The sequence below is a fragment of the Dolichospermum lemmermannii CS-548 genome (assembly GCF_028330815.1).
GTDB lineage: Bacteria > Cyanobacteriota > Cyanobacteriia > Cyanobacteriales > Nostocaceae > Dolichospermum > Dolichospermum lemmermannii.
Map to the genome: position 1 here is coordinate 36,438 of NZ_JAQMTJ010000157.1, position 14,168 is coordinate 50,605.

At 39.9% G+C, this 14,168-nt stretch carries 9 protein-coding genes; 6 read left to right on the top strand and 3 right to left on the bottom strand.

Features of this window, described 5'->3' with window-relative positions; all coding sequences use genetic code 11:
- Nucleotides 1-72 precede the first annotated feature (72 nt).
- Nucleotides 73-3,264 carry a type ISP restriction/modification enzyme gene (locus tag PN450_RS10415; protein WP_271836220.1) on the top strand — a complete coding sequence of 1,064 codons (3,192 nt, stop codon included), beginning with the start codon at nucleotides 73-75 and terminating at the stop codon, nucleotides 3,262-3,264.
- A gap of 16 nt (nucleotides 3,265-3,280) precedes the next feature.
- Complete coding sequence (locus tag PN450_RS10420) at nucleotides 3,281-4,051, top strand: Rpn family recombination-promoting nuclease/putative transposase (RefSeq protein WP_148765300.1); 771 nt, start codon at nucleotides 3,281-3,283, stop codon at nucleotides 4,049-4,051.
- Nucleotides 4,052-4,116: 65 nt separating this feature from the next.
- Here the strand turns inward: PN450_RS10420 and petL are convergent, their stop codons facing one another.
- Nucleotides 4,117-4,209, bottom strand: a complete 93-nt coding sequence (petL, locus tag PN450_RS10425) for a cytochrome b6-f complex subunit PetL (RefSeq protein ID WP_035081422.1) — start codon at nucleotides 4,207-4,209, stop codon at nucleotides 4,117-4,119.
- A 130-nt stretch (nucleotides 4,210-4,339) separates the two neighbouring features.
- Here petL and aroB point away from each other — a divergent pair, with 130 nt between their 5' ends.
- Entirely contained in the window at nucleotides 4,340-5,464 is a 1,125-nt protein-coding gene (aroB, locus tag PN450_RS10430; RefSeq protein ID WP_271836221.1) for a 3-dehydroquinate synthase, read from the top strand.
- Between the two features lie 403 nt (nucleotides 5,465-5,867).
- Here aroB and PN450_RS10435 read toward each other — a convergent pair whose 3' ends face one another.
- The gene (locus tag PN450_RS10435) at nucleotides 5,868-6,233 is read right to left on the bottom strand and encodes a hypothetical protein (RefSeq protein ID WP_271836222.1); all 366 of its coding nucleotides are present in this window, start codon (nucleotides 6,231-6,233) and stop codon (nucleotides 5,868-5,870) included.
- A gap of 269 nt (nucleotides 6,234-6,502) precedes the next feature.
- On the opposite strand from PN450_RS10435, the gene PN450_RS10440 reads away from it, so the two are divergent.
- Nucleotides 6,503-7,417, top strand: coding sequence for a glutaminase (locus PN450_RS10440; protein ID WP_271836224.1), 915 nt, complete (start codon nucleotides 6,503-6,505; stop codon nucleotides 7,415-7,417).
- Here PN450_RS10440 and PN450_RS10445 read toward each other — a convergent pair whose 3' ends face one another.
- The gene (locus PN450_RS10445; protein ID WP_334311487.1) at nucleotides 7,418-8,650 is read right to left on the bottom strand and encodes a hypothetical protein; all 1,233 of its coding nucleotides are present in this window, start codon (nucleotides 8,648-8,650) and stop codon (nucleotides 7,418-7,420) included. It abuts the gene before it with no gap.
- A gap of 624 nt (nucleotides 8,651-9,274) precedes the next feature.
- On the opposite strand from PN450_RS10445, the gene psaA reads away from it, so the two are divergent.
- Entirely contained in the window at nucleotides 9,275-11,533 is a 2,259-nt protein-coding gene (psaA, locus tag PN450_RS10450) for a photosystem I core protein PsaA (RefSeq protein WP_271836227.1), read from the top strand.
- Nucleotides 11,534-11,645: 112 nt separating this feature from the next.
- The gene (gene psaB, locus PN450_RS10455; RefSeq protein WP_148765288.1) at nucleotides 11,646-13,877 is read left to right on the top strand and encodes a photosystem I core protein PsaB; all 2,232 of its coding nucleotides are present in this window, start codon (nucleotides 11,646-11,648) and stop codon (nucleotides 13,875-13,877) included.
- Nucleotides 13,878-14,168 lie beyond the last annotated feature (291 nt).

Sequence of the window (14,168 nt, forward strand, 5' to 3'; positions counted from 1 at the left end):
AAAGGTCATTTTTAAAGTTGAGTTACTTATTACTTAATTCAATCTAAATTGTTTTCAAATCCTATATATTATATGAATAATCTACAAACCTACATTCAAGAAGTTACACAAATTTATCAACAACAAAATGCCACAGAACATACATATCGCCCAGCATTAAAAAAATTAATGGAATCTTTAGATTCTCAAATTCAAGCTATTAATGAACCAAAAAGAATAGCTTGCGGTGCGCCAGATTTTGTAGTGAAAAATGGTATTTTAGAAATTGGACATATTGAAGCTAAAGATATTGGTATTTCTCTCAAGAAAGTAGAAAAAACAGCCCAAATGGGGCGTTATTTTCAGGCTTTAGGTAATTTGATTTTAACTGATTATTTAGAGTTTCGCTGGTATATTCAAGGAGAATTAAAATTAACTGCTTCTTTAGGAACTTTTGATAAAAACAAAAAAATCAAAGTTGATAAACAAGGAATACAGGAAGTTGACCAACTTTTACAGCAATTTTTATTAGCTAAAGTTCCCCAAATCACGACACCAAAAGATTTAGCTAAACGTATGGCTAGTTTAGCCCAATTAATGAGAGATGCTATCAAAACTGCTTTACATGATGTAGATAATGGGGGAATGTTACGTCAGCAATTGGAGTCATTTCAACGAGTATTAATTAAGGATTTAACCGTTGAACAATTTGCAGATATGTACGCCCAAACTATTTGTTATGGGTTATTTGCAGCACGGTGTAATACTGATAATCCTCATACTTTTTCACGGGAAACAGCAGCTTTTAAATTACCGAAAACTAACCCTTTTTTAAGGAGTATTTTTGGACAAATAGCCGGACCAGATTTAGATGATAGAATTAGTTGGGCTGTGGATAATTTAGCGAATATTCTGCAACAAACGGAAATGGCAGAAATTCTCCAGGATTTTGGTAAACGTACCCGCAGAGAAGACCCTGTTGTGCATTTTTATGAGACGTTTTTGGCAGAATATGATCCCAAAATGCGAGAATCAAGAGGGGTTTATTATACTCCTGAACCTGTGGTTGATTATATTGTTAAAAGTGTAGATTATATTCTCAAACATAAGTTTAATATTAGTAAAGGTTTAGCAGATTCTAAAAAAATTAAAATTCCTAATCCCAAGGGTGAGGGAACTATCGAAACTCATCAAGTTTTGATTTTAGATCCTGCGGTGGGAACAGGGACTTTTATGCACAGTGTGATTGATTTTATTTATGATAAGTTTAAATCTCAAAAAGGGATGTGGTCAAGTTATGTAAGTCAACATTTATTACCGCGATTATTTGGTTTTGAATTGTTGATGGCACCCTATACTGTAGCACACATGAAGTTAGGTTTACAGTTGCAAGAATTGGGTTATGATTTTAGTTCTGAGGAACGGTTAAGGATTTATTTAACTAATACATTACAAGAAGCTTTTCAAATTCCTGCTGCTGATGGTTTTATGAACAGAATTAGAGATGAAGCGGAAGCAGCAAAAGATATAAAACAAGATGTTCCTGTGATGGTAATTTTAGGAAATCCTCCCTATTCTTACGAATCTATAAATACTGACCCTTGGATTGTGGGATTAGTTCGAGATTATTATCAAGTAGACGGGAAACCTTTAGGAGAAAGAAACCCCAAAGGATTATTAGATGATTATGTAAAGTTTATCCGTTTTGCTCAACATCGAGTTTCAGAAACGGGTTATGGTATTGTGGCTTTAATTACGAATCATGGTTATTTAGATAATCCAACTTTTAGGGGAATGCGTCAAAATTTGATGCAAACTTTTGATGAGATTTATGTTTTAGATTTACATGGTAATAGCAAGAAGAAAGAAGTTTGTCCTGACGGTTCACAGGATAAAAATGTTTTTGATATTCAGCAAGGGGTAGCAATCAGTATTTTTATTAAATATGAACATAGTCAGCAAAAATTAGCAACGGTTTATCATGCTGATTTATGGGGTATGAGGGAGGTTTATGAAAATAAAGAGTTGGTTGGTGGTAAATATCATTGGTTAGCGGAAAATGATATTAGTTCAACTAATTGGACTGAGATTTTACCACAACCGTCTTTTTATTTATTTAAAGTACAAGAGAAAAATCTGGAATTAGAATATAACTCATTTGTCAAAATTAATGAAGTTATGGCTGTCAATAGTGATGGAATAGTTACAGCTAGAGATAGTTTCACATTATCAAATAACTCGGAAGATATATGGAAAAAGATTAATGATTTTTTATCTTTAGAGATTGAAGAAGCAAGAATAAAATATGAAATTGGCAAGGATACGCAAGATTGGCAAATTAATTTAGCTAAAAAAGACTTGAGAAATTCTGGTATTAATCAGAAAAATATTATCAAAATAAATTATCGTCCATTTGATTATAAATATACATATTACTCTGGAAAATCAGGAGGATTTCATTCTAGACCTAGAGGTGAAGTTATGAATCATCTAATTTTGAATGAAAATTTAGCCCTGATTACTACTCGTCAAATTACTAATTTAGAATTTTGTCATGTATTCTCTACAACATTTGGGGCTGAAAAAAAATGTTGTTCTCATGATAGAGCATCATATATTTTCCCTCTCTATCTTTACCCAACAGATACCCCAAGTTTATTTGATTCTCCACCAACTAACGCACCTGGAGGACGTAAACCGAATTTATCCCCAGAATTTATTATTGAATTTTCCCAAAAACTAGATTTAGAATTTATTGTAGATGGAAAAGAGGATAAAACCAAAACCTTTAAACCAGAGGATATTTTTAATTACATTTACGCTATCTTTCATTCTCCTAACTACCGTCAACGTTACGCCGAATTTTTAAAGATTGATTTTCCGCGTGTTCCTTTAACTTCCAATTCCGCGCTTTTTTGGGAGTTAGTGATTAAAGGTGATAAATTAGTTAAATATCATTTAATGAAAGAAACAGGAACAGAAATTTCTACTTATCCTATTCCTGGTTCTGATATTGTGGAACAAGTTAAATATAATGAAAATCATCAACAAATTTGGATAAACGCTGAACAGTATTTTGATCAAGTTCCGCAACAAATCTGGAATTTCTATATTGGTGGTTATCAAGTTTGTCAAAAATGGCTAAAAGATAGAAAAGGAAGAGAATTAAACTTTGATGATATTAATCATTATCAAAATATTATTTCTATCATATCGGAGACGATTAAGATTATGGAAGATATTGATATAATTATTGAAAAATATGGCAGTTTTCCGTTAGAATAATAGTTAACAACAAGATATGAAGACAGACACGATATTTTACACATTACTCCAAAATCTCCCCAGTGTGTTATTTGAACTGCTAGAACAGTCACCAACACTAGCTTTACACTACGAATTTTCCTCCGTGGAAATCAAAGAATTAGCCCGACGGATAGATGGCTTATTTTTACCCAAACCAGAGTACCCACAAGACCCGATTTATTTTGTAGAAGTACAATTCCAACGCGATGATAATTTATACTGGCGATTAATTACAGAAGCATTTCTTTATTTGAACCAATATAAACCCCAAAGAACATGGCAAGCTGTAGTATTGTGGGCAAATCGGGATCTTGATCCTGGTATACCCTTAGCATATCAAACTTTACTAACTGCTGGACTAATTCATGTCGTTTACTTAGATGAAATAACCGATACATCATCTTCAATTGGTTTAGGTATTATTAAATTAGTAGTTTCCCCTGAAGATGAAGCTATCCAAGAAGCAAAAACTTTGATTAATCTGGTGGAAAAAGCAGATGCGGCCAAGAGTCGTAATCTTTTAGAATTAGTAGAAAGAATGTTGGTTTACAAATTCTCAACCTATAGCCGTCAGGAGTTAGAAGCAATGTTAGGATTAACAGAATGGCAAAAAACCCGATTTTATCAAGAAGTTGCAGAAGAAACGAAGTTAAAAACCATTCCTAGACTGTTAAATGAGGGGCTAACTGTAGAACAAATTGCTCGGATACTTGAGTTAGAGATCGAAGTGGTGAAACAAGCAATAAAAACGCAAAGTAGTAAATAGACATCTGATTGATATTGATACCTAAACCCACTTTATGTGGGTTTAGTTAGCGTCTAATTGTAGGGTTACAGTATCTTAGCTCCGCGTAGACCAAATAACAACCCTACTGCTACACCCATAAACACGCCTAAAAAGACAATATATTCAACTACAGCCATTTGTTTTGCTCCAGATTAGTTACTTATTTCTATTCAATCATCAATAATTATGAAAGGGAACAGGGAATAGAAAAGAGGTTGTCAACTTGGGGTAAAATACCCAGACGAGTGATTATATTAGGTTTAGGGAATGAGTTCTGTAATTAAAGTAGATATACCAGAAAAATCTTATGATATTAACATTGCACCTGGGAGTTTAGATCAACTAGGTGAACAAATGGCGAGTTTGAAACTAGGTAAGAAAGTATTGCTAGTTTCCAACCCGATGATATTTAAATATTATGGCGAAAGAGCGATCGCATCTTTAGAAAAAGCCGGTTTTCAAGTCGTTAGCTACAACCTACCCCCAGGAGAACGCTACAAAACCCTCAACTCCATTCAAAAACTTTACGACATCGCCCTGGAAAATCGCCTAGAACGCTCCTCAACAATGGTCGCCTTGGGAGGAGGGGTAATTGGTGATATGACAGGCTTTGCTGCCGCTACATGGCTCAGAGGCATCAATGTCGTGCAAGTCCCCACCAGTCTCCTAGCAATGGTAGATTCAGCTATTGGTGGCAAAACCGGCGTAAATCATCCCCACGGTAAAAACTTGATTGGTGCATTTCATCAACCCAGTCTAGTTTTAATTGACCCAGAAGTCTTAAAAACCCTGCCTGCTAGGGAATTTCGAGCAGGAATGGCAGAGGTGATCAAATACGGGATCATTTGGGACACCGAACTGTTTACTCAACTGACAGCAAGTAAACACCTTGACCAACTCCGCTATGTGAAATCCGACCTGATAAACAGCATATTAACTCATTCCTGTCAAGCAAAGGCAGATGTTGTCAGCAAAGATGAAAAAGAATCTGGACTCAGGGCAATTTTAAATTATGGTCATACCATTGGTCATGCGGTGGAAAGTCTCACAGAGTATCGTCTGTTTAAACATGGTGAAGCTGTAGGCATTGGTATGGTAGCAGCGGGAGACATTGCTGTAAAATTGGGACTTTGGCAACAAGCAGACACAGAACGTCAAAACGCCTTAATCAAAAAAGCAGGTTTACCCACCCAAATACCCGCAGATTTAGATATTGATGCTCTTATTGATGCTTTGCAACTAGACAAAAAAGTTAAATCTGGTAAAGTCCGCTTTGTACTACCAACCCAAATTGGTGCAGTCAAAGTTACGGACGAAGTACCAACGGAAATAATTCGAGAAGTATTATTAGGAAATAGGAGTCAGGAGTCAGGAGTCAGGAGTTTAGCTTAACCGACAGAAGCCCCACGTCTGACCCGATAGGGTAGCGGGGGGGGATGAATGGCGCGTGAATTGACGACGGTTTTCCGACCAACGCGACAGCAAGCAAGGAAGGAAAACATGAAGACAATTCACAAAATTTGTGTTATGAATTGAATATCTCGGCAAGGCGAGAGAATAGCGATAACCAAGCTAGATACATGATCATTTTTTTTGATTAACCTTGATTTTGCCTTTGGAACGAGGGGTCAGCCTATCGCCTTAACATCAGTCTTGTTGTTCTCGAAGAGCAAAAAGCTGTTAACTGGGTAGGAAGCCTATACTTACCCGCAAGGGAAGTGTAGGTAGTTCACAAAAAAGAAGAAAGAAGAAGAAGAAAATTCTTCCCCCGCTTCCTGCTGTTTGCCCTTTCCTTCTATACTGGTAAAGGCGCTGAACCATTCAATTGACGGGCAGCATTGATACAAACAGGGCAATCACAGCCAAATAGCTTGATAGCTAAATCACTTTCAGCATCAGAAAATTCTAGTTCTTTGGGATTATTTGTATCTACTTGTGCTATTTGCATGGGTTCTTTTGCAACAGCAGGAGAAGTATTACTTACCTGTATACATACCTTTTTCGGAGTTGCAGAATGGGGAGACATGACGCAAGATAGATGAGTCCCAGCAGCGTCAATTGTTTGACTAGCATGAGCAGGTCTAGCCATCATCACCATAGATAACATGGATGTGAACAATACGGGGCTAGAAATTAAAGTTAAAATAAATCTTTTGTTCATGTACTGTTAAAAACCTTGTTATTAGGGAAATAAACCAATTTATCTTTTCCGACAACTTGGTTGTTAATCAGTCTATCTTACCTAAGAACAGGGAACAGGGAACAGGGAACAGGGAATATTTATCTTTTTATTGCCTTTTACCAATTACCCGTAATTACTAATATCACGTAAATTTTCGGCTTTTTATTTAAAATTAGTTACATGAAAGGTTAGAGTAAATACTCATTAAGATATAATCCAGATTATGTTTTAATTTGAGGTTTCGGCTTGTGCTAGGAATAAAAAGCATCAATATACATAATTTATCTATCTGGGTAGAACAAGCAAAAACCCAAGCAGCACAATGGAAAGTTATTGAACGCATTCCTCAATTAGCTATTGTTAATCCTAACCGTTTTGCTGTTCATATAAGTTGCGAACCAGGAGAAAATTATAGTTTAGGAGATACAGCTTGTGTATTTCCATTTATGAGTGTGATAAAGCCATTTTCTCTACTATACCTGCTCGAATATTACGGAGTAAAACAGGTTTTACAATGGGTTGGGGTTAAATCCTCGGACGCGCCTTTTAATTCTTTAGTGCAATTAATAGCAGATAATGGATATCCTCGCAACCCCATGATTAATAGTGGTGCTATTACTCTCGCTGATAAGTTGCCAGGAAAAGATGGAAATGAATGCACACAATTGTTTTGTGAATGGTTAAATAAATTGGCAGATACTCAATTATATATAGATGCAAATATTTTAGCTTCAGTCCGTGCTAGTCGTTCTCAGATAAATATAGATATTACTAACTATCTCTACGAAGCTGGACATTTAAATAATATTGAATTATCTCTTGATGTTTATGAGAAAATATGTTGTATATCTGGGACAGTAGAAGATTTAGCGAAGTTAGGAAAAGTATTAGCTTGCAAAAGCGAGGTGATCAAAAATCAACACCGTCAAATTGTGAATGCGGTGATGTTAACTTGCGGTTTATATGAAGCTTCCGCTGAGTATGCTGTGAAAATTGGTTTACCAATAAAATCAGGTATTGGTGGTGGACTTGTCGCCATCATACCAAATCAGGGAGCAATAGCCAGCTACAGTCCTGCTTTAGACATTGTAGGTAATCCTGTAGCTGGTTTGGCACTAATGGAAACTTTATCTCAAAGTTTGCAACTGAGTATTTTTATTTAATTACTCTTGAAATTGAGATTTAGGATTTTCCATTGTCTCGCTAGGTAAATTTGATTCCTCTGTTTCCGTGACTTTTGCTTCTGCTGCTACTGGGGGAGACGCAACGGGAGTTGATTTAACTTCAGGAATTTTAACTTCGGGAACTGGTTGTTTCTCTACTTTCGTTGCTGGAATTGTTGTAACTTCAGGAACTTTAACTTCAGGAACTTTAACTTCAGGAATTGGCTGTTTCTCTACTTTCGTTGCTGGAGTTGGTGTAACTTCAGGAACTTTAACTTCAGGAACTTTAACTTCAGGAATTGGCTGTTTCTCTACTTTCGTTGCTGGAGTTGGTGTAGCCTCAGTAGCTGGAATTTTAGCAGTATAAGTTGGGTCTACAATGCCACGGACTTCATCTGCTGTCAATTCCCCTCTGACAATTTTGGATAAAGTATCTTGACCATTGGGTTGATAATTAATTAATCTGATACTGGTATTAAAGGCATTTTTCACAGGTTGTCCTTGATTATCGAGGAATTCCAGTTTTACCCAAGTTTTACCAGATTTAAACCCTTTGAGATAAATAGGTTGCCAACGATCAAGAATAAAGCTTTCACCATTAACTGTACTCCGAATGCGCCAATTACTCATTGTATCTTCAGGATTAGTTTCAGCGAGACTATGCAATGGTGCATTAGTTAGGTAAAAATCCAGCATAATGGGTTCTGCACCATAACCACCATTGGGACGACTATAAGTAAGTAACGGTAATTTAGAATCTGGGTTGTTTTCCTCGGTTTTCGTCAAGACGTGAAATGTGGTTTGAGTATAAGCACCTTCATTTTTAAAACTTTCATGCCACGGACGAGAAGCAAAAACGCGAAGAGTATGTGTACCAGGGGATAAGTCTGACAATACCACCGGCTGATTTACATCGTAAACAGCTATATAGGGCTGATTGTCTAAAATTAGGTGCAAATGAGGTCCAAGTTGCCACTGAGGGTCTTTAAATATCGGTAAGTCCTTAACTTGTAACTTTACTTTAACTATATTGTCTTGAAGAATTTCATCTACCTGGGGACTGAGGATGCTGACTTGGGGTTGATAACCCTCCAAACTGGGACGCAATGCTTGGATAACATTTGGTGGTGCGGTTTCGGAAAATGTCCCAGAAATTTCTGAAGCTGGGGACGCTTTCATGAAGGGATTGATAGATATTTCCTGGCTATTTGCTGCTTCAGCGCAACTACTCAAATTTACAACTAGCACTAATGTAACAACCCATTTAATAATTGGGAATCTATTTGAGAAAAGTAACTCAAAAAATTTTCTGCACCCAGTGTTCATGTTTTTATTCCTTAATAGTTTTTAACAATTGACGCAATCATTGTGGCGCAAATTATGACTCATGGACTATGGATTAAGAGCATAAATCTATGACCAAAGTTATAAATCTACTTACTTTTCTTTGATTAGAATGCCAAATAAGTGATTTTTTTGACTTAATTCCGGGAAAATAATTTGCTTATAGACCGCTAATTTTGGGTAAAAGTAGCTAAACAGCAAGGGTTTAAGCCGATTTCCGTATAAATCATCAGTTTTGCAAATTGTTGTTCTTTGTAAATTAAATGAAGAGTCTATTGACATTTGAACAATGTATAGGAACTGGTAACGTAAATTAGACCATAAACTTGGCTATGTTTAATTATTGTTAACAGGCCTATAACAATGTGCAAGTTCTAACTCTATAATTCAACAGAAGCAACTTTTCTTTTCCACACGGCAACCACATCGTTAGTCCAGAGAAATCTGAAAACTGCGAATGTGTTATTCTAGGTGGTATTCATGATTCCCCATTCCTTATAGAGAGGAGGTCGAATGACGATTAGTCCTCCGGAGCGAGAGGAAAAAAAAGCAAGAGTGATCGTTGACAATGATCCGGTTCCTACCTCATTTGAAAAATGGGCAAAGCCAGGACATTTCGACAGATCCTTATCGAGAGGCCCAAAAACCACAACCTGGATTTGGGATCTCCATGCCCTCGCCCATGATTTTGATACACATACAAGCGATTTAGAAGACATCTCCCGCAAGATATTCGCCGCTCACTTCGGCCATCTGGCTGTAGTAGCAATCTGGTTGAGCGGGATGTTATTCCACGGTGCTAAGTTCTCTAACTACGAAGCTTGGCTGGCTGACCCGTTAGGCATTAAGCCTAGCGCTCAAACTGTTTGGTCTATTGTTGGTCAAGACATTTTAAACGGTGATATGGGCGGCGGTTTCCGCGGCATTCAAATCACATCTGGCTTGTTCCAAGTATGGCGTGGCTGGGGTATCACTAGCTCCTTCCAGCTATATGTAACTGCAATTGGCGGCTTGGTATTAGCAGGCTTGTTCTTATTTGCTGGCTGGTTCCACTACCACAAACGCGCTCCTAAACTGGAATGGTTCCAGAACGTGGAGTCAATGCTGAATCATCACTTATCAGTGTTGCTAGGCTGTGGTTCTTTAGGATGGGCTGGTCACTTAATCCACGTTTCTGCACCAATCAACAAATTGTTAGATGCAGGTGTAGCAGCTAAGGACATCCCTCTGCCTCATGAGTTGCTGTTTAATACAGCAAAAATGGCAGAACTTTACCCTGGTTTCGCTAGTGGTTTAACACCTTTCTTCACCTTAAATTGGGGCGCTTACGCGGATATCCTCACATTTAAGGGCGGTTTAAACCCAGTTACAGGCGGCTTGTGGATGACTGATATTTCTCATCACCACCTAGCGATCGCTGTACTGTTCATCGTTGCTGGTCATATGTACCGTACCAACTGGGGTATCGGTCACAACATCAAAGATATTCTCGAAGCTCACAAAGGTCCTTTCACTGGCGAAGGTCACAAAGGTCTTTACGAAAACCTCACCACTTCTTGGCACGCTCAATTAGCTACTAACCTAGCTTTCTTGGGTTCCTTGACAATCATCATCGCCCATCATATGTACGCGATGCCTCCCTATCCTTACTTGGCAACTGATTACGCAACACAATTGTGTATCTTCACTCACCATATTTGGATCGGTGGTTTCTTGATTGTTGGTGGTGCTGCTCACGCAGCCATCTTCATGGTGCGGGACTACGATCCTGTTGTTAACCAAAACAACGTATTGGATCGCGTGATTCGTCACCGTGACGCTATCATTTCTCACCTCAACTGGGTATCTATATTCTTAGGCTTCCATAGCTTTGGTTTATACATTCACAATGACACCATGCGTGCCTTGGGTCGTCCCCAGGATATGTTCTCCGACAGTGCAATTCAATTGCAACCAGTATTTGCTCAATGGGTGCAAAACCTGCACACATTAGCTCCCGGTAACACAGCACCTAACGCTCTTCAAGTAGTTAGTCATGCTTTTGGTGGCGGATTGGTAGCTGTAGGCGGTAAGGTCGCAATGATGCCCATTGCTTTGGGTACAGCGGACTTCATGGTTCACCACATCCACGCATTCACCATTCACGTTACTGTTCTCATCTTGCTCAAAGGTGTATTGTATGCCCGCAGTTCTCGTCTGATTCCAGACAAGGCTAACTTAGGCTTCCGATTCCCTTGCGATGGTCCAGGACGTGGCGGTACTTGCCAAGTTTCCGGTTGGGATCACATCTTCCTCGGACTCTTCTGGATGTATAACTCCTTATCAATTGTAATTTTCCACTTTAGCTGGAAGATGCAATCTGATGTCTGGGGAACAGTAGATGCAGATGGCACAGTAAATCACATTACTGGTGGCAACTTTGCAGAAAGTGCTATCACCATCAACGGTTGGTTACGTGACTTTTTGTGGGCGCAAGCTACACAAGTAATTAACTCCTACGGAACTGAGTTATCCGCTTACGGACTCATGTTCTTAGGCGCTCACTTCATTTGGGCGTTCAGCTTAATGTTCCTGTTCAGTGGTCGTGGCTACTGGCAAGAATTAATTGAGTCCATTGTTTGGGCGCACAATAAACTGAAAGTAGCCCCAACAATTCAGCCTCGCGCACTGAGCATCACTCAAGGTCGGGCTGTAGGTGTGGCTCACTACCTATTAGGAGGAATTGCTACCACTTGGGCATTCTTCCACGCACACATCCTTTCAGTAGGATAAGAATCAGTGGAATTTTGGATTTTGGATTTGAGATTTAATCCAAAATCCAGAATCTAAAATCTAAAATTTTGCTGACAAATAATGGCTAAAGGTCAGAGGACAGATCACACCTATGGCAACAAAATTTCCAAAATTTAGCCAGGATCTCGCACAGGACCCGACTACTCGTCGGATTTGGTATGCGATCGCTACAGGCAACGATTTTGAAAGCCACGATGGCATGACGGAAGAAAATCTTTACCAAAAGATTTTCGCTACGCACTTCGGTCACTTGGCAATCATCTTCCTGTGGGCATCCAGCCTCCTGTTCCACGTGGCCTGGCAAGGTAACTTTGAACAGTGGATTAAAGATCCCTTGCACGTCCGTCCCATTGCCCATGCAATTTGGGACCCTCACTTCGGTCAGCCTGCAATTGACGCTTTCACCCAAGCTGGTGCAAGCAACCCCGTAAACATTGCTTACTCCGGTGTTTATCACTGGTGGTACACCATCGGGATGCGGACAAACACAGAACTATATACTGGTTCTGTTGGTTTGCTCTTGTTGGCAGCACTGTTCCTGTTTGCTGGTTGGTTACATTTACAACCCAAGTTCCGTCCTAGCCTCTCTTGGTTCAAGAGTGCTGAACCCCGTCTAAACCACCACTTATCGGCTTTATTCGGTGTTAGTTCTCTCGCTTGGGCAGGTCACTTGGTTCACGTTGCTATTCCTGAATCTCGTGGTATCCACGTGGGCTGGGATAACTTCTTGACTGTAGCTCCCCATCCAGAAGGTTTAACTCCTTTCTTCACAGGTAACTGGGGCGTTTACGCTCAGAACCCTGACACCGCTGGCCAGTTATTTGGTACTTCCACTGGTGCTGGGACTGCGATTCTGACCTTCTTGGGCGGTTTCCACCCCCAAACAGAATCCTTGTGGTTGACTGACATGGCTCACCACCACTTGGCGATCGCAGTTTTGTTCATCATCGCTGGTCATATGTACCGGACTAACTTCGGAATTGGTCACAGCATCAAAGAAATGCTGAACTCCAAATCTGGTTTAGTTCCCGGTAGCAAGAGCGAAGGTCAGTTCAACCTGCCCCACCAAGGTCTTTACGACACCATCAACAACTCCCTGCACTTCCAGTTGTCATTAGCTTTGGCATCTTTGGGAACTATCTGTTCCTTGGTAGCGCAGCATATGTACGCTCTGCCTCCTTATGCGTTCATCGCTAAAGATTACACCACACAGGCAGCACTGTACACCCACCACCAGTACATCGCTGGTTTCTTGATGGTTGGTGCTTTTGCTCACGCAGCAATTTTCTGGGTTCGTGACTACGATCCTGAGCAAAACAAAGGTAACGTCCTTGACCGGATGTTACAACACAAAGAAGCGATCATCTCCCACCTTAGCTGGGTATCTCTCTTCTTGGGTTTCCACACCCTGGGTTTATATGTTCACAACGACGTAGTTGTTGCGTTCGGTACTCCTGAAAAACAAATCTTGATTGAGCCAGTATTTGCTCAATTCATCCAAGCTGCCCAAGGTAAAGCTCTGTATGGCTTGAATGTACTGTTGTCTAACCCCGACAGTATTGCTTACACCGCTTATCCCAATGCTGGTAACGTTTGGTTGTCTGGCTGGTTAGATGCCATCAACTCTGGCACAAATTCCTTGTTCTTGACCATTGGACCTGGCGATTTCTTGGTTCACCACGCTTTCGCTTTGGCTATCCACACCACCACCTTGGTACTCGTTAAGGGTGCTTTGGATGCGCGTGGTTCTAAACTGATGCCCGATAAAAAGGACTTCGGTTATGCGTTCCCCTGCGACGGTCCCGGCCGTGGCGGTACTTGCGATATCTCCGCATGGGACTCTTTCTACCTGTCTATGTTCTGGATGTTGAATACCATTGGTTGGGTAACCTTCTACTGGCACTGGAAACATCTAGGTATTTGGCAAGGTAACGTTGCTCAGTTCAACGAAAACTCTACCTACCTGATGGGCTGGTTCCGTGATTACCTCTGGGCTAACTCTGCTCAGTTGATTAACGGTTACAACCCCTACGGCATGAATAACCTGTCTGTTTGGGCTTGGATGTTCCTCTTTGGACACCTCGTCTGGGCTACTGGTTTCATGTTCCTCATCTCTTGGAGAGGTTACTGGCAAGAGTTAATTGAAACCTTGGTTTGGGCGCACGAACGTACTCCTTTAGCTAACTTGGTTCGCTGGAAGGACAAGCCCGTTGCTCTCTCCATTGTTCAAGCTCGTGTGGTTGGTTTAGCTCACTTCACTGTTGGCTACATCCTCACCTACGCAGCGTTCCTCATTGCTTCTACTGCTGGTAAGTTCGGTTGATCCTGACTACTAGTTTTAGGTAATTAAAAATCCCCTGCCGTAAGGTGGGGGATTTTTTTAATGGGTTTGAGTTTAGCATTGCTAAACCCCTAAAAACTAAGGACTGGTGATTTCTATCCCTAACCAATCACTTAATTCATTTGCTAACCATTCTAACCCACATTCCGCACCCCAAAATGTTACAGAGGGAAATTACGGAGATGAAAATCAAAGGGAGCATCAAAACAAACAGATAAAGTGAAAAAAGGCATTTGAGAAACAGTAAATCACCAAAAATGTCATCAAAATCTA